At 42.4% G+C, this 20,391-nt stretch carries 22 protein-coding genes and 1 tRNA gene; 16 read left to right on the top strand and 7 right to left on the bottom strand.

All coding sequences use genetic code 11. The features are described from left to right. The 14 genes from AC59GT_RS20140 to AC59GT_RS20205 all read left to right on the top strand — a co-directional run bounded on the left by AC59GT_RS20140 (position 1) and on the right by AC59GT_RS20205 (position 13,915). A complete protein-coding gene (locus AC59GT_RS20140; RefSeq protein WP_497239327.1) occupies positions 1–960 on the top strand; it encodes a hypothetical protein in 960 nt (319 codons plus the stop codon). Positions 961–966: 6 nt separating this feature from the next. Further along, positions 967–1,515, top strand: a complete 549-nt coding sequence (locus AC59GT_RS20145) for a GNAT family N-acetyltransferase (protein ID WP_497239328.1) — start codon at positions 967–969, stop codon at positions 1,513–1,515. Further along, entirely contained in the window at positions 1,512–2,501 is a 990-nt protein-coding gene (locus AC59GT_RS20150; protein WP_497239329.1) for a beta-ketoacyl-ACP synthase III, read from the top strand. The genes AC59GT_RS20145 and AC59GT_RS20150 overlap by 4 nt, the downstream gene beginning before the upstream one ends. A gap of 4 nt (positions 2,502–2,505) precedes the next feature. After that, positions 2,506–3,186, top strand: a complete 681-nt coding sequence (locus AC59GT_RS20155; protein ID WP_497239330.1) for an SDR family NAD(P)-dependent oxidoreductase — start codon at positions 2,506–2,508, stop codon at positions 3,184–3,186. Between the two features lie 2 nt (positions 3,187–3,188). After that, positions 3,189–4,160: a glycosyltransferase gene (locus AC59GT_RS20160; RefSeq protein ID WP_497239331.1), complete on the top strand. Its 972-nt coding sequence runs from the start codon at positions 3,189–3,191 to the stop codon at positions 4,158–4,160. A 4-nt stretch (positions 4,161–4,164) separates the two neighbouring features. After that, positions 4,165–5,061, top strand: a complete 897-nt coding sequence (locus AC59GT_RS20165) for a glycosyltransferase family 2 protein (protein ID WP_497239332.1) — start codon at positions 4,165–4,167, stop codon at positions 5,059–5,061. A gap of 82 nt (positions 5,062–5,143) precedes the next feature. Then, positions 5,144–6,274 carry a UDP-galactopyranose mutase gene (gene glf / locus AC59GT_RS20170; RefSeq protein ID WP_497239333.1) on the top strand — a complete coding sequence of 377 codons (1,131 nt, stop codon included), beginning with the start codon at positions 5,144–5,146 and terminating at the stop codon, positions 6,272–6,274. A 59-nt stretch (positions 6,275–6,333) separates the two neighbouring features. Then, positions 6,334–7,227 carry a glycosyltransferase family 2 protein gene (locus tag AC59GT_RS20175; RefSeq protein ID WP_497239334.1) on the top strand — a complete coding sequence of 298 codons (894 nt, stop codon included), beginning with the start codon at positions 6,334–6,336 and terminating at the stop codon, positions 7,225–7,227. Continuing rightward, positions 7,224–8,258 (top strand): glycosyltransferase, encoded by a 1,035-nt coding sequence (locus tag AC59GT_RS20180; protein ID WP_497239335.1) that lies wholly within the window; start codon positions 7,224–7,226, stop codon positions 8,256–8,258. The genes AC59GT_RS20175 and AC59GT_RS20180 overlap by 4 nt, the downstream gene beginning before the upstream one ends. After that, positions 8,239–9,435 carry a glycosyltransferase family 4 protein gene (locus AC59GT_RS20185; protein WP_497239336.1) on the top strand — a complete coding sequence of 399 codons (1,197 nt, stop codon included), beginning with the start codon at positions 8,239–8,241 and terminating at the stop codon, positions 9,433–9,435. The genes AC59GT_RS20180 and AC59GT_RS20185 overlap by 20 nt, the downstream gene beginning before the upstream one ends. Before the next feature lie 26 nt (positions 9,436–9,461). After that, positions 9,462–10,700 carry a hypothetical protein gene (locus AC59GT_RS20190; protein WP_497239337.1) on the top strand — a complete coding sequence of 413 codons (1,239 nt, stop codon included), beginning with the start codon at positions 9,462–9,464 and terminating at the stop codon, positions 10,698–10,700. A 45-nt stretch (positions 10,701–10,745) separates the two neighbouring features. Continuing rightward, on the top strand, positions 10,746–11,825 hold the full coding sequence (locus AC59GT_RS20195; RefSeq protein WP_497239338.1) for a glycosyltransferase family 4 protein: 1,080 nt from the start codon (positions 10,746–10,748) through the stop codon (positions 11,823–11,825). Beyond that, entirely contained in the window at positions 11,822–12,913 is a 1,092-nt protein-coding gene (locus tag AC59GT_RS20200; protein ID WP_497239339.1) for a glycosyltransferase family 4 protein, read from the top strand. Before AC59GT_RS20195 ends, AC59GT_RS20200 begins: the two co-directional genes overlap by 4 nt. Before the next feature lie 489 nt (positions 12,914–13,402). Further along, a complete protein-coding gene (locus AC59GT_RS20205) occupies positions 13,403–13,915 on the top strand; it encodes a MobC family plasmid mobilization relaxosome protein (protein ID WP_497239340.1) in 513 nt (170 codons plus the stop codon). A 285-nt stretch (positions 13,916–14,200) separates the two neighbouring features. Here AC59GT_RS20205 and AC59GT_RS20210 read toward each other — a convergent pair. The 6 genes from AC59GT_RS20210 to AC59GT_RS20235 form a co-directional block, all read right to left on the bottom strand. Further along, a tRNA-Ser gene (locus tag AC59GT_RS20210) sits at positions 14,201–14,285 on the bottom strand. Positions 14,286–14,354: 69 nt separating this feature from the next. Continuing rightward, positions 14,355–15,353, bottom strand: a complete 999-nt coding sequence (locus AC59GT_RS20215; RefSeq protein ID WP_497239341.1) for a YihY/virulence factor BrkB family protein — start codon at positions 15,351–15,353, stop codon at positions 14,355–14,357. A gap of 10 nt (positions 15,354–15,363) precedes the next feature. Further along, positions 15,364–15,771, bottom strand: coding sequence for an acyl-CoA thioesterase (locus AC59GT_RS20220; RefSeq protein WP_497239342.1), 408 nt, complete (start codon positions 15,769–15,771; stop codon positions 15,364–15,366). Then, positions 15,771–16,826, bottom strand: a complete 1,056-nt coding sequence (gene mltG / locus AC59GT_RS20225; protein WP_497239343.1) for an endolytic transglycosylase MltG — start codon at positions 16,824–16,826, stop codon at positions 15,771–15,773. Before mltG ends, AC59GT_RS20220 begins: the two co-directional genes overlap by 1 nt. Positions 16,827–16,844: 18 nt before the next feature. Next, positions 16,845–17,147: a rhodanese-like domain-containing protein gene (locus AC59GT_RS20230; protein ID WP_497239344.1), complete on the bottom strand. Its 303-nt coding sequence runs from the start codon at positions 17,145–17,147 to the stop codon at positions 16,845–16,847. Beyond that, positions 17,134–17,925 (bottom strand): PASTA domain-containing protein, encoded by a 792-nt coding sequence (locus AC59GT_RS20235; protein WP_497239345.1) that lies wholly within the window; start codon positions 17,923–17,925, stop codon positions 17,134–17,136. The genes AC59GT_RS20230 and AC59GT_RS20235 overlap by 14 nt, the downstream gene beginning before the upstream one ends. A 199-nt stretch (positions 17,926–18,124) precedes the next feature. On the opposite strand from AC59GT_RS20235, the gene AC59GT_RS20240 reads away from it, so the two are divergent. Continuing rightward, positions 18,125–19,114, top strand: coding sequence for a D-alanine--D-alanine ligase (locus AC59GT_RS20240; RefSeq protein WP_497239346.1), 990 nt, complete (start codon positions 18,125–18,127; stop codon positions 19,112–19,114). 276 nt (positions 19,115–19,390) lie between these two features. Further along, a complete protein-coding gene (locus AC59GT_RS20245) occupies positions 19,391–19,687 on the top strand; it encodes a hypothetical protein (protein ID WP_117381072.1) in 297 nt (98 codons plus the stop codon). 20 nt (positions 19,688–19,707) lie between these two features. Here AC59GT_RS20245 and AC59GT_RS20250 read toward each other — a convergent pair whose 3' ends face one another. Further along, complete coding sequence (locus tag AC59GT_RS20250) at positions 19,708–20,121, bottom strand: acyl-CoA thioesterase (RefSeq protein WP_497239347.1); 414 nt, start codon at positions 20,119–20,121, stop codon at positions 19,708–19,710. Between the last annotated feature and the right edge of the window lie 270 nt (positions 20,122–20,391).

Below are 20,391 nucleotides of genomic sequence, written 5' to 3' on the forward strand. Positions count from 1 at the left end.
ATGGAAATTGGAGGCTACTTTGGTTTGGAGCTAAGCGGCGGAAACAGGAAGTTTCATGATACGCCTTATCAACTTAAAAGCGGTCGGGCAGCGTTGAGCTTAATGATTACTTACTTAAAGCCTACAAAATTATTCGTACCGTTTTATACCTGTGATGCCCTTTTGGAGCCGTTAAAAACGTTTGGCATCAACTATCAGTTCTATACTATTAACAGCGCGTTTGAGTTAGAAAATCTTCCTAATGTAAATGATGGCGAGTACGTTATTTACGTAAACTACTACGATATCATGCGCGACTATGTAGAGAGGTTATCTAACTTTTACCGCGATAAACTGATAGTCGACTGTACACAATCGTACTTCATGAGATGCAACGGGCTTTCGTGGTTTTTTAATTCAACACGCAAATTTTTTGGCGTGCCTGACGGGTCAGATCTGTATGTGCCCGATGGGTATGATCTTAACGAAGAATACGAAAGGCATAGTCCAAATGTAAATTTCCTGACGAGCCATTTGGTGGCCCGGTTTAACGGAGACACACAGGGAGGGTATGATGCTTTTTGCCAAAACGAAAGGATGAATGGGGAGGGGATCGATAAAATTTCCGCAATGTCTGCACGATTGCTTTCTCATGTCAACTTTAAGAAGGCATGCGAAAGCCGGCAGCGTAATTTTAGGTTTCTTCATCAGCGGCTTGGGCAGCACAATAATCTGGCTATAAAGGACCCTTTTTCTCCGGCACCAAGCTTTTACCCGTACTTGCCTGACAGTTATTTGGAAAAGAAGAGTTTTTGGGAAAGAGATATTTTCATTCCAAACTTTTGGGCTGATTGCATTAACCGCGAAGGTGCAGAGCAATTTCCAACTGAGGTTCTGCTCAGCAAAAACCTTATTCCTATCCCGGTAGATCATCGGTACACACCAGCTGATCTTAACAAGGTGCTAACATTATTAACGTAGCAGATCATGAAATTTGATATAAAGTTTCGGCCTTTAAGGCTGAATGACGCCCTTTTTATAAACAACCTGCGCCGGGACGAGCAAATGGAAGCTATGCTTGGCGGTTCAATACGCCCGGTATCTTACGAACGTGATGTAAAATGGGTAGAAGGTTTAATGCTTAATGATAACCAATCCATCATTTATTACGCCGTAACCGAATTAGGTAGTGACGATATCATTGGATATACTTCAGTCTCTCAAATCGATTATCGTAACGGTACCTGTTTTTGGAGCGGTATTAAGATAGACCAAAACAGGGCAAAAAAGGGCTATGGCACCCAGGTTGCACTTAAGGTACTTAAACATGTTTTTGAGGAACTGCGAATGGTCCGGATCGTCGGCGAGTGTTTGGAGCATCATGCAGCAGCACTAAACATGATGCTAAAAGTTGGCTATGTTAAAGAAGGCCTGATGAGAAAATCGGTTTTTAAAAACGGCATTCATAACAATCAGTGGTTGCTTAGCCAAACGGATGATGAATACCAGGCAACGAAGAGCAAGTTTGACTTATGAAACAGCATATCACCAATGTAAAGATCATTGGATCGGGCTCATACGTGCCGCCAACCATTGTCACTAATAATGACATTGCAAAACGTGTAGATACCAGCGATGAATGGGTAAAAAAACATATTGGTGTAGAAGAAAGGCGGATAGTAACAGATGAACTTACAAGTGATCTGGCAGCGCAGGCGGCGCTGCATGCTTTAGAGGCTGCGGGTTTATCTGCAAATGCTATAGACCTGATAATTGTTGCAACATCAACGCCCGACAGGTTAGCACCGTCTACGGCCTGCATTGTTCAAGACAAGATCAAAGCCTATAACGCAGTCGCATTTGACCTTGCCGCTGTTTGTTCGGGTTTTTTGTTTGCATACTCAACTGCTGCGCAGTTTATTTCAAATGATATTTACCGGCACATATTAGTTATAGGCGCAGACACCTTCTCGAAGATAGTTGACTGGGACAGGCGCGATTGTGTATTTTTTGGCGATGGCGCAGGTGCTGTGATACTTGCAAAAAACGAAGACAATAATGGTCGGCTAAATTTCAGGCTTTTTTCTGACGGGAGAGGTAAGTTCAACTTTACCATCCCCGGCGGCGGGTGCGAATATCCTATAAGCGCAGAAAGCCTGGCTGACAACAAGCGTTACTTTCAAATGGATGGTAAAGCGGTATTCAACACCGCAATTGAGGTTTTACCAAGTGCGATCAACCAGGTATTGGATGACGCCGGTTTAACAATTGATGATGTTGCACTGCTTATCCCGCATCAGCCTAATATTAATATTTTGAAAGAAACAGCGCGAAGGCTCAACATGCCGTTTGAAAAAGTGATGGTAAATTTGCAAAAGTATGCCAATACATCAGGCGGTACCATCCCTATCATATTAGACGAAACTATCTGCGCAGGTAAAATTAAAAGAGGTGATAATATCGTGTTTGCTGCTGTGGGCTCTGGTTGGACATGGGGTGCAGCCTTAATGAAATGGATTTAAGATTATGATCATAATTACCGGGGCCTCAAGGGGCATAGGAAAGTTTTTACTTGAGAGTTATTTAAAAAATGGCGAAGAAGTAATTGGCCTATATAACAAAACTCAACCTGCCGAAAACCAGGAGCATTACTATCAGCTTGATATTGCCAGCGAACAAGCTATAACCGATTTTTATGAATTAGTGAAATTGAGGTTACATCACGTGGTGCTGATCAATGCTGCAGGCATATCATATAACGCTTTTGCCCATAAAACCGAATTTCAAAAATGGAGGGAAGTTATTGATGTGAATGTAACCGGCTTATTTAATATGATCAGTAAGTTTTTACCTCAAATGAGGGAGCAAAAATACGGCAGGATCATCAATTTTTCTTCTGTAGTAGCACAGGCCGGCGTTATGGGCACCAGTGCTTACGCTGCGTCAAAATCTGCGCTATGGGGAATGTCTAAAGCTATTGCAGTAGAAAATGGGAACAAAAATATAACGATCAATAATATCACTTCGGGCTACTTCAATATCGGTATGATAGATGAGGTGCCGGTAGCTATGTTGGAGTCAATTGTACAACGTATCCCAGCAGGCCGCTTAGGGCATCCCGACGAGTTACTGTCTACTGTCAATTACATTATCAACACGCCCTATTTAAACGGAGCAAGTATCGATCTGAACGGAGGATTATATTAATCATGAACACAGGTAACGAAAGGCCGATGGTTTCGGTATGGATCGTAGCTTATAACCATGAGCGATTTATAACCCAATGCCTTGAAAGTGTGCTCATGCAAAAGGTGAATTTCGACTATGAGATCATTATAGGTGAAGATGCTTCAACTGATGGAACGAGGGCTATCATACAAAAATTTGAAGCGCAATATCCCGACATTATTAAGCCCATTTATCATGAAAAAAATGTTGGTGCCACCCGCAATGCTTACGAATTTTGCTATTCCCGGCTTAGGGGCAAATATATAGCCTGCCTGGAAGCTGATGACTTTTGGATCGACGATCAAAAACTACAGCTACAGGTAGACGTCCTGGAGAAAGACCAAAAGGCGGTAATGTGCTTTACCCAGGTTAAAGTACTTACGGATGGTGAAAACAACTTTGAGCAACATTGGTCAACCAAGTACAACCGAAGGCAAAGCCGTTATAGTGTAGAAGATATCTTAACCACTTTTAATATTGTTACCTGTTCTTTATTGTTCAGGAACGTATATCCGTATCCGTTTTTACCGTACGATCCCACCAAATATCCTACAGGCGATGTGTCCCTGTCGGTGTTTTTAATGCTTAAGGGTGATGCTATTTATATTGACAGGCCAACTGCTGCCTACCGGATCCATGACGGCGGGATTTTTTCGCCGGGTACCTTGGAAAAAAAGAACTTGGTTTTTTTAGACTTGTTCGAACAATTTTTAAAAGAACCGCTGCTTGCCGAGTATCAGAAGCTGCTGGAGGTTTTATACGCAAACAGGGCCTACCAGTCCTTATGTTTTGAAATAAAAAAACCCGCTCCCAATCCGGCGCTGGTGAGCAAGTATTATCACCTGGCTTTAAAGTACATGAATTATTACAATTTATTTTACCCTATGAAAACCGTACTGCGCAATGTATTATTCGGAATTACCGGAAAGAGCTTTGGCAGAGAATTAGAATAAAGATATGGTCTCGATAGTAATACTTGCCTTTAACAGGCGTGCCGAAGTGCTCAAGACAATAACTTTAATGCAAAGTGCCGCCTCAACCTTTAATTTTGAAACAGAGATAATTGTAGTAGATAACGCATCCTCCGACGGTACTTCACAAGAGATCCAAAATAAGTACCCTGAGGTTAGGCTGATAACCAGAACGATAAACAACGGTATTGCCGGTTGGAATGACGGTTTTGTAGTTGCCCGGTTTAAATATCTGTTGGTGTTGGATGATGATAGCCACGTGCATTCGGGGCTAAACGAGGCGGTTGCCTATATGGACCAAAATCAACAGGTAGGCATCCTCGGCCTGCAAGTAGTAGACGAACGGTTGCAGATGGATGAGTTTCTGGATCCGGAGGAAGCCTGGAAAGCCGGCGAGGACATCGCCGGCTTTATAGGTTGCGGAGCAATCATAAGGAAAGAGGTTTACGAAAGAATAGGCGGCTTTGCAGAATGGCTGTTTGTGTACACCCACGAGTTTGAGTATGCTATCCGCTGCCTTAATGCAGGGTATCAGGTTAAGTTTTTCTCGCAGGGCATCGTTGTGCATCGCGTTAGCAGCATCAACCGCTCAAACAAACGCCTCAGGGTATTCGGAACTCGTAACGAAATGGCTATTGTTTATAAGTACTTCTCGAAAAGAAGTAAATCAAAGTACATTAACAGGACCTTACTTAATAATCTAAAATTCATCAAAAGGGAAGGCTTGTCTGCTGGTTACTACGTACTTAAAGGGTACATGGAATACCTGGCTTTAAAAAAGAAGATTCAGCCTACGCCGGTAAGCCAACAAGTGCAGGATTATTATGCAGAAAGGTTTTGGTCTACAAAACCCGTGTGGACTAACCTTAAAAAGAAACTTTAATTTAACATACTCCAACTGTACACTGCCCTGCCAGTTAAATCCATGGATTTTTGTGGCAACGCCGCATTAAAAACTAACTACTATGACCAATACTCAGAAAACTTACGACTATTTAATTGTTGGAAGCGGTTTGTTTGGGACAGTGTTTGCCTACGAAGCCACTCAACGCGGAAAAACATGCCTGGTGATAGATAAGCGCCATCATAGCGGGGGTAATATATACAACGATCAGGTTGAAGGCATCAATATCCATACCTACGGGCCACATATTTTCCATACCAACGATAAGTACATATGGGATTATGTAAACAAATTTGTTGCGTTTAATCACTTCGTCAACTCTCCGGTTACACTGCATGACGGCAGGTATTATAACCTTCCGTTCAACATGAATACCTTTTATCAACTTTGGGGGGCTAAAACTCCAAAAGAGGCGAAGGATAAAATCAAATCGCAGGTTGATGAACTTAATATAGCCGAGCCTGCCAATCTGGAGGAGCAGGCCCTTTCACTAGTGGGATCTGACATTTATTATAAACTGATAAAGGGGTATACAGAAAAGCAATGGGGCAGAAAGGCTACGGAGCTACCTGCTTTTATCATTAAAAGGCTACCAGTAAGGTTCACTTTTGATAACAACTATTTTTACGATAAATACCAGGGCATCCCAATTGGTGGCTACAACAAGCTTGCTGATGGTTTGCTGGCCGGCGTTGAAGTAAAACTTAATACAAACTATTTTGATGATAGGGAGTATTGGGATAACATAGCTACAAACGTTGTGTTTACCGGTAAGATAGATGAGTATTATAATTACCAGTTTGGCCAGCTGCAGTACCGCAGTTTGCGTTTTGAGCACGAAACGCACGATGATGATAACGTACAGGGCAACGCCTTAATTAACTATGCAGAGGGCGAAGTACCGTATACCCGCACCATCGAACACAAACATTTTGAGTTTGGAACGCAACCAAAATCGGTTGTGACAAAAGAGTACCCGCAGGAATGGACAGCTGAAAAGGAGCCATACTATCCTATTAACGATGCTAAAAACAATGCGATATTTAAACAATATCAACAGTTGGCCGCCAACGAGCAGAACGTGATATTTGGCGGCAGGCTTGCCGAATACCGCTATTACGATATGCACCAGATCATTGGATCAGCATTGAAAAAAGTATCAGTCCACTTTAATACGCCCGAGCTATTATAACTATAAGCCGAAAGATCTAATCCTTCCGGCTTAAATAACACACAAATTTTTAGGAAATAATGAAAGTAACGGCGATAATTGTTACTAATAACCGGCTGCGCCTGTTACAGGAGGCAGTTGCGGCCGTTAAAACCCAGGCATACCCATTAGTTGATATAATTGTAGTAGATAACCGTAGTACCGATGGTACCGCTGACTGGCTGGATAAACAGGAAGGTTTAACGGTGATTCACCAGGAAAACTTAGGCGGCTCGGGGGGATTCTTTACCGGTATGAAAGCGGCCGTACAAACAGGTGCCGATTTTATCTGGGTAATGGATGACGATACCATTTGCGGACATGATAGCTTAACAATCCTTGTTGAGAAACTACAAACCGTAAACGAAGAAGTTGGCTTTATCGGGAGCAAGTGCGTATGGACAGACGGTAATCCCCATCTGATGAACTTGCCGGCGATTCTGCCATCATTTAACCTTTCTATCCCGTTTAATTTTTACGATAGTAAGGGCTTGTTATTGATAGAGACCTGTTCTTTTGTATCGCTGCTGATTAACGTAAAAGCTGTAAAGGAGGTAGGCCTTCCTTATAAAGAATTTTTTATCTGGGGAGACGACCAGGAATATACCAAACGTGTAACAAAGGCTGGTTACCTGGGCTTTTACTGTATAGAAAGTGTTGTGTTGCATAAAACACCGGTAAACTACTTTCCTGATTTTTACAAGGACACCCCAGCAAATATCTGGAAACATAGCTATGGTTTCAGGAATGAGTTTTTTATGATTAAAAAGCGTAAAGGGTTCTTATACTTCATTTTTTGGCTCATTATTAAACTGGCGTACACATCCTTAAATATCATCAGGATCCGTAAACAAAATCGCCTTAAGTTCATCGGCGTGATACTGAGATCAGGCTGGCGATCGATCTTTTTTGACCCTCAAATAAAATATGCATGAAGTACCAGTTTTGCATACGTTTTGATAACGTAGACGCGCATTCGGCTGCGTCAAAAGCGGTGCTCGATTGTAACCAAATATTCAGGGAGGCAGGTTACCTTGATTATACTTTTACAGTAGCCGACAATACTAAAAAGTTTGCGTATTACATTTCCCTACTTTGGCAAATGCTGAAGTTCTACTTCTCCATCAAACCAAAAGCTTTAGTAGGTATTCAGTATCCGCTGCTAAGTGTTAACACCATATTTAAATATTTCATCAAAATAGCCCGGTTAAAAGGCGCGCGTTTCTTTTGCATTGTACACGATGTGGAATCATTACGTACCGGTGGTAAAGATGCAGATGCGATTAAAAAAGATATTGATCGGTTAAACCAGTATGATCAGCTTATTGTACATAACGAGTTTATGATGGGCTGGCTAAGAACAAACGGCTTAACCACACCAATGATCTCTTTGGAGCTGTTTGATTATTTATCTACGGTTAACCCGGCAACACGCCCCGAAGATCAGGGCAGAATAGCATATGCAGGGAATATCATTAAAAGCACCTTTGTTTATGGGTTACAGCAACTAAATGGTGTGGGTTTTAACATTTACGGGCCGGGCTTTAAAAAGGAATTGCTAAATGATAATAGCAACCTGCGATGGCTTGGTCAGTTTGGTCCGGATGAAATCCCCAACCGCTTGTCGGGCAGTTTTGGCCTGATATGGGATGGTACCGATATTGATAAGTGCGATGATATCCTAGGAAATTACCTTAAGTACAATAACCCGCATAAGTTTTCTCTTTACATCGCAGCCGGGATGCCGGTGATTGCACCACGGATGTCTGCCATTGCATCATTTATAACCCAGCATGGTATAGGAGTATTGGTAGACAGTTTAAGAGATCTAAAGCATATAAACGTTACAGATGCCGAATTAGCAGTGATGCGCACCAACCTTGCCGGCATCCGTCAAAAAGTTATTGCAGGCGTTTTTTTTAGAGAAGCACTATACAAAGTGGAAAATGCAATTACAACCAGATAACCAACCCGAAAAGTTAGAGATTTTATACCTGTTTGGTGGTGAAAAAGCACAGGGGGCAGAAATTGTAATTGAGCGGCTAATGGCCCATGTTGCTAACGACTATAGCATTCACTTAATTTTATCTCCCGGTAGTTTTGCTGACGAACTGATTGCCCTAGATAAGCCATATAAAATAAAGTTGTTGGCTAATCTGCAAAAACTTAACAGGGCATTTACATCAAAGTTTCAATATTACACTAAAGCGGTTAAAAATTATTTCGCTGTATCCAGATATATATATAGCTATATAAAAGCTAACGATATCCGAATGGTACATAGTAATACACTTGTGCCATCAGCCTATGTTATCCCGGCCGTGATCTGGTCAAAATTAACCCGCCGTAACGTTAAGTGGATTTGGAGTGATCACGACCTTGCGTTTTTTTCGAAACCGGAGCTTAGCCTCGGCAGCGCCTGTTTAAAGCTGTACGATAAAACCCTTATTGTTTCAAACGCGTTGAAACGTAAATACGGGGCAGGGTCAAACAAGATAGCCGTACTTTATAACGGATTGGATGTAAACCAGTTTAAACGGGATCACACCTCTAGATATCTGTTTAGAAAAAAGTGGAACTTTAACGAGGAAGACATTGTAATAGCCATTGCCGGGAGTATCAACCCGGACAAAGGACAGTTGCACTTAATTGAGATATTTAAGCGCCTTGCAAGTACAAGGCCCAACATAAAACTTATACTGGCCGGTTTTTACGCCACCCATTTTCCGGAGTATATTATCGAGGTTAAGGAAGCAATTGATCAGCAGGCCAACATTCAGTTTGTTGGTTTTATTACGGATACTGCAGCGCTATTTAACGGCTGCGACATTGTGGTCAATAACAGCAATAACACCCGGAGCGAATCGTTAGGTACAACAATCTACGAGGCCATGGCCTGCGAAAAAATTGTTATAGCTTCTGCCACCGGCGGCACTCCCGAAATTATTGACGACAACCTAAATGGTTTGTTATTTGAAACTGAAGATATTGCCGGTCTGGAAGCTAAACTGGCATATGCTATTGACGATTTTGATAAACTGGATCAAATCCGATTACAGGCGCGGCAAAAAGTATTGAAAAGATTTGATATCAAAGCGATGGCCAAAAGTTATCAGGCAATTATTGAAACCTTACACGTGTAATTTAAAATATCAAAACTCAAAAGACATTGGACGGTATATTGATTTGCATAGCACTGCTGATGCTGGGGATGCTTGGCTACGTTTTATGGCCAAGCAGATACAATGTGCTTCCGCACCTTGCCGTGGGTGGCAGTTTTGTGTCTATAGTAGTTCCCTCCGTTATATTGCATGTGCAGGATGAATATCCGCAAAATGTAGTTGATCTGTATATATCTATTATCGTTACAGGCGCCTTCTTTTATTTGCTTGGTGCCGTACTGGGTTTTATGCACGGTAAAGGGTTCAAAACAAATTTTACTTACGATGTAATGAGCGTGCCTGATTACGAGGCAAGAGTTATAAGTGTTACGCAAACCTTAATGGCGCTTTGTGTGGGCGGTTTAATTATCAGCTACCTGGGCATGGGCTTTGTACCGATGTTTGCCGAAAACCCGATTGCAGCAAAGCTCTTTAGAGGGCCGTATCAGGCACCTTACTCACGTGTGTCTATCATCTTTAGATCAGCGTTCACTATTGGCAGTACGATTATGCCCATAGCCTGCGTTGTGTGGTATAAAACCCGCAAGCGTACAATATTGTTCCTGATATTAGCTGCGCTTGGTTTAATGGCCGTGTCCCTTATCAGGAGCGGTGCCTTTATGGGCGTAGTGCTGGGTTTTGCTATCGTAATGTCTTTCAAAAGCCGGTGGCACTTTGCATTGCTAATGGCTATACTGATAGGCATATTTGTATTCAGCTCGTTTTTCTATTATGTGGTGGGCATCAATAAAATGAGCGATGATACCAATATCTGGAAGATCATCACTGCAGGAACCCCCGATATTCCCGATCACCTTGATTTCCTGACACATTACGTTGATGCTCCTGTGCCAACTTACGGGCGCACGATCTACGGAGGATTAATACCCGGCCATTATCCATGGAACCCGGCTGTATACACACTTATCATGGTTAATCCCGGCGCAGATATCAACGAAATTGGCTCGGGCGGTTTAAGGCTACCGGTGCCGTTATGGGGATATGTTTCGTTCGGATGGGTAGGGGTGATTACCTTTACCTTTTTTACGGGTTATTTAGGCGGGTTCTTTTTAAAAATTTTGAAAGAAATGTTTTACCGGTATAATTCTATCATTATACTAACCATCGGTTTGGTTGCCTTTAGTACGGTGGTCAGGATTTTTGCGAATTTTACAGAGCTCAGTATGTATGCGGTACCTCCTGCAATTGTGTGCCTGTTTTATCTCTACCGGTTTAAGTTATCATAGGCGTATCGCGCCCACTTTCTTGCAAGCGTAAGCACCAATTTATTTATGAAAAAAATCACCATTAATGGCAGGTTCTTGACTCGTCCTTTATCCGGTGTTCAGCGTACCGCTTTTGAAATGGTACTGGCAATAGATCAATTGTTGGATAGTAGCCAGCTGGATCCCAAAGCTTATGAGTTTAGGATCTTCTACTCGGGAAATATTGTAAATGCTATTCGGTTAAAGCATATCCGGCTGGTAAAAAAAGGATTTTTAACCGGGAACCTTTGGGAGCAACTTGAACTGCCCCTATTAGCTGCCGGAAGCACGCTTTTGAGCATGTGCTCCATATCAACGCTTTTTAAACGAGATCAGGTTGTGATCATTCATGACGCATCTTTTCTGGTAAATAAGCAGTTCTTTTCTAAAGGTTTTAGGTTGTGGTATTCATTTGCCATACCGTTTTTAGGCAAAATAGCCAGGCATATAGTAACTGTATCCTTGTTTTCAAAAAACGAGTTGATAGAACACGCACACATCATCCCCGGTAAGATATGTGTTATACCAAACTCTGCCGAACATATTTTAAGGGCAACGGAACCCGGCAGCGCCTTTATTGAAAAGATAAACGCGCTTAAACCATATTGCCTGGCGGTTAGTAACCTGGCAGCAAATAAAAATTTCAGGCGTTTAAGCGAAGCTATAAATCAGATAGATTTTAAAAACTACCACATGCTTATTGCAGGGGGCGCCATGAACACCCTACAGCATGTGGCACCGGATGATGCAGCAACCTATCTGGGTTATGTTTCAGACGAAGAATTGAAGTATTTATACGCCAATGCGGCATTATTTATATTCCCGTCTATATACGAGGGCTTTGGCATCCCACCGTTGGAGGCCATGATGCTTGGGTGCCCTGTAGTGGCCTCAAATACATCGTCCATGCCGGAAGTACTTGGAGAGGCGAGCATTTATTTCGACCCGCTAAATATAGATAATATCGCAAAGCAAATAAACTACCTGATCAATAACCCGCAAGAGCAGGACCGTTTGCGGTTGCTTGGGTATGATCGGGTAAAAAAGTATTCATGGCAAAAAAGCGCCCTGCAGTTGGTTAATTTAATAACGTCGAAATCAATATGAAAAAGATTCTGCACATATCACAATCTACGGGTGGTGTAAAAACATATGTGTCTCATATATTAACCCATGCCGACGTTAACAATTTTAAATTTGTTGTTATAGCTCCCGAAAATGAATTTTTCAGGCGGTTCTGCGAGGAACGAGGGATAAGCTATTACGATGTGGACCTGCACCGTAATATCAACCCTATCAATAACCTGAGCGCCCTTTACAAGATCTTGTCGGTATTAAAAAAAGAGCGCCCGGATATTATTCATGCACATAGCGCTAAAGGTGGTTTTTTAGGCAGAGCCGCGGCAAGAATCACAAAAAGCAAAGTACTTTACACACCGCATGCGTTTTCTTATTTACCGTTTACAGGCCTTAAGCGTACTATCTTTTATTCGCTTGAGTTAATGGCGCGAAAATGGACTAGCAAACTTCTAGCTATTTCACATTCTGAGGCTAACAGAGCCATACATGAACTTGGCTATAAAAAAAAACAGGTTAAAACAATACTAAATGCCATACCGCCTGCCGAGAATTGCATTGAATACCGCGATAAAAAGGCACTTAATATCAGGATGATCGGCAGGTTAACAAATCAAAAAAATCATTTTCTATTTTTAGAGATTGCTAACATATTGCTAAAAAAATACCCCGATCTTTCTTTTTCTGTGTTAGGTGCGGGCATTCATGACGAATTAGCCGAAGAGATAGACGACTTTTTGACCATCAATAATTTAAAAAAGAAAGTTAATATTTTGCACTGGGGGGATGCCGCCACAAGTGCCAAATTCCTGACGGAAACCGACATTTTTGTGATGCCTTCGGTTTTTGAGGGATTACCGTTTGCACTGTTGGAAGCCATGTCGCAGGGGATACCTTGTGTGGTTTCAAAGGTTGATGGTAATACAGATGTGATCAATAATAACGAAAACGGCTTCTCCTGCCTTAACCTGGAAGCTTTTTGCGATAAAATAGAAATGTTAGTTAACGATGTTGACTTACGCAGAAAGATAGGCATGGCAGGCAGGGAATACGTTACCAAGCACCATAGTATTTGCGAGAGTACTAAAAAGCTTGAAAAGATCTACCAGGACATGTAAGTGGGGCTTAACTAACAAATACACTAAACCCGTCACAAATTTTGAGTATTTGATTAGGCCGATGGCCGCGGCAATAATGCATTAACTGCATTTCCGAAATTGAAACTGGCTAGTAGCTTTTTTTCTCACCTTTGACCTTAAAACTGGCATATACTTATACTTTTCGTACATGATTCAAAAATTTAGTAATTATTTCATTCTGATTTAGTTCAGCTTCATCTAAATTAACAGTCATTTTAAATCTATTCTTAAAGTGTAAGATACCAAATTCAGCTTCTGTAATCTGCTTACTACAATTGCGGGGGGGTGTTATCTAGCTAACCCTTTTATATTTAACTCAGTAATTGTTTCTGGTAACCCTTCAATTGCTGACTTGGGTAATAGCATATTTCCCGAATATTCATTTGCCTCATTTTCCTTTACTTCTTCATTTTCTACATCTTGAAGTTTCTCGATGAAACATCCTTTTTACCATAAAGCAAGCCATGTTTGGAGTGCGTCCAAACGCTTGCTGATGTGCTTAGTCAGGGCAGCCTTTCACTTTGTTCAAGACCGGCACAGAGAGCCAACCAATTCCTGAATAAAGAAAATAAACTAGACCACTACCGAAGAGCTCATGCAAGTTTGCCCTTGTTGCCCAGCACCTTTGCTGCTTACGAGAACCAGGATGAGCAGGCCGAAGTAGAGGAGGGGCACAAACGCAGTTACAGGAACTTGATCCGGCTGACGAGGGAAGAACAGGAGAAGATCAACCAGGAAGCAGAAGCCTGCGGCTTGCCAGTGTACCTGCTGATCCGTCAGCGGCTGCTCAGCGGTAAATACCCCGAGCCCACGCTGGCGAAACTCGACGTGCAGGTCTACTTGGAGCTCAGGAAGATCGGCGTGAACATTAACCAGCTGGCAAAACGGGTGAACTCGGGGAAATGGCCACGAGGCATATCCGCAACGCTGGATCCCCTGCTACACCAACAGCAGGAGATTATCACTCGCCTGGTGAAATGATCGCCATACAGAAGATTGGCAAAAACTTTATGGGCGCGCTCAGCTATAACCTGAAGAAGCTTCAGCTGCCAGAACCGCAGCGTTGCACGCTGCGGTATTCCGCTTTGCGGCGCTGTAGAAGGCGGTGATCAGATCAGAGATGGAGTTTGCGCCCGCCTGAAACCGGGCCTGAGTTGCTATGTATACTACATAGTCTCAACTTCTGTACAATTTGGATAGGTCGCAAAACAAAAAACGCCTTAAATTATGCATTTAAGGCGTTTTTGTTACTTAAGATATAATATGCGGAGAGTTAGGGATTCGAACCCCAGGACCTGTTACAGTCAACAGTTTTCAAGACTGCCGCAATCGACCACTCTGCCAACTCTCCGGGGACAAAAGTACAAATCCCGGGCGATTTGGCAAATTCGATGTTAACTTTTTTTTAATAGTGTGTAAACTACTGTTTAGCAATGTTTTGCTTTTGATTTTCGATAGCTTTTTGGCTACGGAAGGTATTAAATCGAGGTTTCACAATGCGAATGGTACGCTTGGAAAGATCAACACTGGCGTTTAATTCGAACCCTATCAATAAAATTAGTGAGTTTAGATAGAGATAGATCATTACAACAATAAGGGTTCCGATTGAACCATATACCTTGTTATACGAGGAAAAATTGTTTGTGTAGTAAGTAAATCCAATGGAAGTAAGTATAGCTAACGCTGTAGCCAAAATGGATCCTGGATTAATGAAATTCCATTTACGTTTGTTGGAGGGACCATACCTGTATAAAAGGCTGACGCTAACAAAGAAGATCACGAGTACAATAATCCACTTTAACAGAGCAATTGGATATGACCAAAGATCTGACTCCCCGTGAAACTTGTCTTTAACAAAATTTATCACTGCTTGGCCAGCAATCATTATTACAATAGCCACAAGCAGCGATATACTTATTACAATGGTAAGCAAAAGAGCTACCAGCCGACGTTTTAACCACGTGCGCGTTTCCAGTATCAGTGATGATTTATTGAATGCCTGCATAAGGTTGCTAACACCGTTTGTAGCGAAGTACAGCGCTGTAGCAAAACCTAAAGAAAGTAATTTACCGTTTTGGTTTTTAATGATCTCTACAATTGTGTTCTGGAAGGCCAGGTAAGCGTTTGTAGGCATTATCTGTGCAAAAACACTCAGCAGGTCGTCCTGGAAATTACGGACTGGGATATAAGGGATTAGCGTAAATAAAAATATGATTGCAGGAAACAGAGCCAACATAAAGTTGTAGGCCAGTGCTGCGGCGCGGTTGGTTAATGATGTTTTTTGTATTTCCTCTATAAAGAATACCACAACGGTATAAAGCGGCAATGGGCGAAAGCCGGGAATGTAAACGGATTTCATCCAATCCGTAAAGTACTGATAGAACTTAAAACGGCTTAAAAAGCGGTGCGCCCATTTCATCAATCTAAATCTAGCTAAAAAATGGCTTTACTTTATCCAGAAAATCTTGTGGCGGCAGGCAGGGGCGATTTGTTTTCATGTTTACAAAAGCCAGTAGCGTGTCTCCAACATGTATCAGTTGTTCTTTCTCGTTAAACAACTCGTATTTAAAGTGAATCTTCACACCCGGCATTTTCTCTAGTGTAACGCTTACGGTTATCAGTTCATCATACAAAGCTGGCTTGAGGTATTTGGAATGCATTTCTAAAACTGGCATCATTACCCCGGACGCCTCCATCCAACTGTAGGTCATACCCAGACTACGCAGCATTTCCACACGGCCAACCTCAAAAAACTCAGCGTAGTTGCCGTAGTACATGTAACCCATCTGGTCGGTTTCGCCGTAGCGTACCCTTACTTGTGTAGTGTGCTTAAGCATCAGCGTTTAATGTTCCTGTCGTTAAGCGCCTGCTGAAATTTGCGGGCGTTTATTTTGTGTTCAGCCTCATTGGTGGCAAAATTATGGTAGCCTGAAAAATCTTCCTTTGCACACATGTACAAGTAATCACTCTTTTTATAATCTAGTACTGCATTGATAGCGTTTACAGAAGGCATCATTACCGGACCGGGAGGGAGACCTTTATACATGTAAGTATTGTAAGGCGAGTCTTTGGTGAGGTAACGGTTTAGTACACGCTTGATAGTAAAGTCGTTCATGGCGAATATAACAGTGGGGTCAGCCTGCAGCTTCATGCCTTTATTTAGTCTGTTAAGATACAAGCCGGCGATAGATGGCATCTCATCGTCATGTAGCGCTTCAGCGTCTACAATGGACGCAAGTACTGATACTTGCACAGGGCTAAGATCAAGCGCCTGAGCTTTCGATTTCCTCTCAGGTGTCCAAAATTTTTGATAGTTGGCATACATCCTGTCAAAAAACTTTTCGGGAGTAGTATTCCAGTAAAACTGATACGAGTTGGGGATGAAAACAGTATATATGTTATCGGTTGTAAAGCCATGCTCCTCAGCAAATTTTGATGAGTCCAGCAAACGTAAGATAGATACGGAATCGGGTTCCAGTTTCTTTGAGATAAACCCGGCAAACTGCTCTTTAAGCCTCAAGTTGTGAAAAGCAAGGGTTACCGGTTCCTGGTTTCCTGCCTTAAGCATGTTTATAAATGCACGATTGCTCATGCCCGGCTTTAGGCGGTATTTGCCCGGTTTAACGCGGTTAACATACTTCATATTGTGCGCCGCCCACAAGAAGGTTGTGGTATCGTTCACAAGTCTTTGCTCGGTTATAGTCTTGTAAACATCATTGAAGTTGGAGCCCGTTTTTATATAAAGATACTCCTCATTATCATTTACGTTCGGGCCGAAATAACGCAGGTAGTAGAAAATGCCTGTACCTGCAAGCGCAATAAATATAATACTCACCAAAGCAATTACGAACTTCTTTGCAGTTCCGCCTGATGATTTTTGTTCGGTTGACATATATGGAGATAGATGTAACTATTGATTGTTTAACTTCTGCAAAGCTATCAATCCGCCTTTTAAGTTTACAACGTTTTGATAGCCCTCAGCGGCCAATATAGAGCACGCGTGTTCGCTCCTGAGGCCTTTGCTGCAGATAACGATTATTTCATCCGTTTTGTTGTAGGGGAGGGTTGGTAAGCTTTTTTCGAGCTGGGATACAGGTACATTCAACCCGCCAATGTTGAAGGTATAATATTCCATCTTTTCCCGTACATCAAGCAGGTTTAACTGTTCTTCCTGCAATCGTTGCTTTAACTGGGCTGCGTTAATTTGGCTCATTGGTTTTCTGACCCTGAGAGACCGTCATGTTTATTCTTGTCCCGATGCTGGTTTGCGCGGTGGAATCCGTTTTCATAGGCGATTGCGACACCACTATAACGTTTGTAGAATCGGATATACTGCCCTCGTAAGTAATAGTTCCCACAGTAAGTCCTGCACCTTTTATAGCGAATTTGGCAGCGTCTAAGTCGAGATTAACAAGTTCGGGTATATCAACCTCGCTTGCGCCTTCACCATTGCCTAAAACAAGGTCCAGCCGTGAGCCTTTTGGTAATTTGGTGCCTGGCTTTATCACCTGACCGTTAAAATGCACTTCTAAAACCCGGTCGCGTGCTATATCAGAACGGTAAATAGTATCTCCAACCTTTAAACCATAGTTAGAGAGCGTTGCAACAGCTTCGCGGTAAATACTTTGTTCTGTAATTAAATCGGGCAGCGATACATTCGGCGCCTGCTGCGTAATCATAGTAAGGTAAATGGTACGGCCCTGTTTAACGTTGGTGCCGGCATCGGGGTCTTGCTCTACAATGGTACCGGGTTCCTGATCGGCTACATAAACAGAATCTATTTTGTAGCTAAAGCCTTGTTCTTTCAAGGCGGCCATTGCCCGGTCTACACTTAAGCCTTTAAGCTGAGGGACAGGTATGCCGCTACCGTGACGGGTATAATAACCCAGGCTGAAAAATGCAATCAACACAATCCCGATAATGGTGGATATTACCAGTAAAATGGTATTCCTGAATTGTCTGGACTTAATATACTGACCGAATTTACTCATGCCTTGTAAGCGGATATTTAAGTTCAAACATACATGAAAAAAATGAAAACCGGTGCGGAAAGTGGGAAATGTACAATGCGTTTGCACTACGGAGTAAAGCTGCAGCCTTCGTTGATTAAGCACTTCAGAACCTTGAATAGCCTTAAAATAAATGCATTCGTTTTACCTGATTTCCATCGTCAGCCTTATATTTGGCTGCATGAAAGCTATAAATGTTGCCCTTTTGGCCGGCGGTTACTCTGGTGAGTACGAAGTATCTATAAACAGTGCCCGCAACATAGCGGCAAACCTTAATGGCGACAAGTACAAAGTTTATACGATACTTATCAACAAGGATAGCTGGGTGTTTGAAGCTGATGATGCTGTTGTAAATGTCGACAAGAACGACTTCAGCATAACACTTAATGGTGAACGTATAAAGTTTGACTTTGCGTTCATAACAGTACACGGCACTCCAGGCGAGGACGGCAAACTGCAGGGTTACCTGGATATGCTTGACGTGCCTTATAATACCTGCGATGCCACAACATCGGCAATTACCATGAACAAGGCTTACACCAAAGCAATTGTGAATGGTATACACGGGCTGCATACCGCCAAATCGATGCAGTTGCACAGCCGCGATATACACGACACAGCAACCATTGCTGCTAATCTCAAGTTCCCACTGTTTATTAAACCCAATAACGGTGGCAGCAGCGTGGGCATGAGCAAGGTGCACAACATTGCGGGCCTCCAGCCTGCGTTGGACAAAGCCTTTGCCGAAGACAACCAGATATTGATAGAAGAGTTCATCAAAGGGCGTGAATTTAGTATCGGTATCGCAAGGCTTAAAGGTAAAGTAACGGTACTTCCCGCAACGGAACTTAAAACCACCAAAGAATTCTTTGACTATGAAGCAAAATACACCCCTGGCATAACCCAGGAGATAACGCCTGCGGATCTTTCACCTGAAAAGAATCATGAGATAGCCGAGATAGTTACACAGGTATATCTCCGACTTAACTGCCGGGGTATGGTTCGGGTAGACTTTATTCTGTTAGAGGACACACAAGAGTTTTATTTCATAGAAATTAATACTACGCCGGGGCAATCGTCCGCAAGCCTGATACCGCAGCAGGTTAGGGCAGCCGGCATGCACCTGCCAGACTTCTACAGCGAGTTGATAGATAGTGCGTTGCATATTTAGGGCACTGCTGTATACAGAATTACTACTATTCGAGACATTTTCTTAATTCACATTTGTTATTAACATTTGTGAAAATGTATTAACTAATGATTTATGTTGTGGTTGCCTTAAATTAGGTCGTTGCAGCTTAAGCAGCTTCTGTGCATTATAACCAGGTTTAATTAAGGCCGCGCAATGGTATAGCAATTGTTAACACCAACGTGCTGATTTATTTACGTGGTCAGTAACTAGGTAAAACATTATTGCGTCTATTAACCTCTAACAAACTGCACAACAATGAACTCACTAAGAAACACCGCCCGTAAAGTAAACAACGCGTTAACAATGAGCGTTATCGACCTGCATGATAAAGGTTACACTAACGATTTCCTGCCAATGCACAACCAGCATTTCCTTTGCCTGCAGGACAGCCTTGACTTTGCCGCAGAGGACCTTAACATAGAGGTGATAGGGCAGGAGTATGACCAGCTGACCAATAGCTACAAGTACATCCACACTATAGAAGCCATTAACGGTGCCAAGGGGTTGTTAGTGACAGACGCCATCTGCACTAAAGGCTTTCTTGCCGCATAACACTCTTTAAAGTACTTACGCTAAATGGCGTAATGCGTTATCACATCTTCCGGTACCTTCATACCACGCCCGGTGGCTATGTCTATCATTACGTAGTCGAAGTAGCCGTCGCAGCATATCTTTTGGGTTGCCTTGTTGGTTATTACAAAGTTTACGCGGCATCCTTTGTCGTTAATGCTTTCTATACCGGTGCGTACCATGAAATAGTCGCCCATCTTTAAGGGGCGCTTAAAGTCCATGTTCACGGTACGCACTACCCAGCCGTAACCACGTTCCATAAACTTCTCCATGGCCATGCCATAGCAGGTTTCCATTTGCTCGTAGCGCGCTGCCAAAACATAATCAAAGTACTTGCTATTGTGTACATGCTGAAACATGTCTATATCATCCGGCCGTACCCGGTGCTCGGTTTCAAAGGTGGCGTAAGTGCTCATATGTTTATAATGCCGTAAAGTTGCAAAAGTTTACCGGTAAGCCAATATAAGCTGCACTGTAACAAGAGAAGGTGTTACACCTGATACACTTGAAAATGTCTATTTTTCATCAACTCTCAGGTAATTAGTTGTTTATAAAAATTATATGTTGCAACATGTTACAGTTTTGGCGATCATGTTACAGTTTTTTGATTGACCCGTCCTAAAAAAAGTTTACACTATTGATTGTTAATACTGGAATGAATTTACACATTTATTGATAATCCTGAT

The sequence above is a fragment of the Mucilaginibacter sp. 320_HR genome (genome assembly GCF_059691875.1).

Excerpts from the sequence above, each read along its gene's own strand:
- AC59GT_RS20185 (WP_497239336.1), top strand. The coding sequence starts at position 8,239 with ATGCAATTACAACCAGATAACCAACCCGAAAAGTTAGAGATTTTATAC.
- AC59GT_RS20145 (WP_497239328.1), top strand. The coding sequence starts at position 967 with ATGAAATTTGATATAAAGTTTCGGCCTTTAAGGCTGAATGACGCCCTT.
- glf (WP_497239333.1), top strand. The coding sequence starts at position 5,144 with ATGACCAATACTCAGAAAACTTACGACTATTTAATTGTTGGAAGCGGT.
- AC59GT_RS20200 (WP_497239339.1), top strand. The coding sequence starts at position 11,822 with ATGAAAAAGATTCTGCACATATCACAATCTACGGGTGGTGTAAAAACA.
- AC59GT_RS20235 (WP_497239345.1), bottom strand. The coding sequence starts at position 17,925 with ATGAGTAAATTCGGTCAGTATATTAAGTCCAGACAATTCAGGAATACC.
- AC59GT_RS20160 (WP_497239331.1), top strand. The coding sequence starts at position 3,189 with ATGAACACAGGTAACGAAAGGCCGATGGTTTCGGTATGGATCGTAGCT.
- AC59GT_RS20140 (WP_497239327.1), top strand. The coding sequence starts at position 1 with ATGGAAATTGGAGGCTACTTTGGTTTGGAGCTAAGCGGCGGAAACAGG.
- AC59GT_RS20175 (WP_497239334.1), top strand. The coding sequence starts at position 6,334 with ATGAAAGTAACGGCGATAATTGTTACTAATAACCGGCTGCGCCTGTTA.
- AC59GT_RS20250 (WP_497239347.1), bottom strand. The coding sequence starts at position 20,121 with ATGAGCACTTACGCCACCTTTGAAACCGAGCACCGGGTACGGCCGGAT.
- AC59GT_RS20195 (WP_497239338.1), top strand. The coding sequence starts at position 10,746 with ATGAAAAAAATCACCATTAATGGCAGGTTCTTGACTCGTCCTTTATCC.
- mltG (WP_497239343.1), bottom strand. The coding sequence starts at position 16,826 with ATGTCAACCGAACAAAAATCATCAGGCGGAACTGCAAAGAAGTTCGTA.
- AC59GT_RS20150 (WP_497239329.1), top strand. The coding sequence starts at position 1,512 with ATGAAACAGCATATCACCAATGTAAAGATCATTGGATCGGGCTCATAC.
- AC59GT_RS20180 (WP_497239335.1), top strand. The coding sequence starts at position 7,224 with ATGAAGTACCAGTTTTGCATACGTTTTGATAACGTAGACGCGCATTCG.
- AC59GT_RS20240 (WP_497239346.1), top strand. The coding sequence starts at position 18,125 with ATGAAAGCTATAAATGTTGCCCTTTTGGCCGGCGGTTACTCTGGTGAG.
- AC59GT_RS20220 (WP_497239342.1), bottom strand. The coding sequence starts at position 15,771 with ATGCTTAAGCACACTACACAAGTAAGGGTACGCTACGGCGAAACCGAC.
- AC59GT_RS20165 (WP_497239332.1), top strand. The coding sequence starts at position 4,165 with ATGGTCTCGATAGTAATACTTGCCTTTAACAGGCGTGCCGAAGTGCTC.
- AC59GT_RS20155 (WP_497239330.1), top strand. The coding sequence starts at position 2,506 with ATGATCATAATTACCGGGGCCTCAAGGGGCATAGGAAAGTTTTTACTT.
- AC59GT_RS20245 (WP_117381072.1), top strand. The coding sequence starts at position 19,391 with ATGAACTCACTAAGAAACACCGCCCGTAAAGTAAACAACGCGTTAACA.
- AC59GT_RS20215 (WP_497239341.1), bottom strand. The coding sequence starts at position 15,353 with ATGAAATGGGCGCACCGCTTTTTAAGCCGTTTTAAGTTCTATCAGTAC.
- AC59GT_RS20230 (WP_497239344.1), bottom strand. The coding sequence starts at position 17,147 with ATGAGCCAAATTAACGCAGCCCAGTTAAAGCAACGATTGCAGGAAGAA.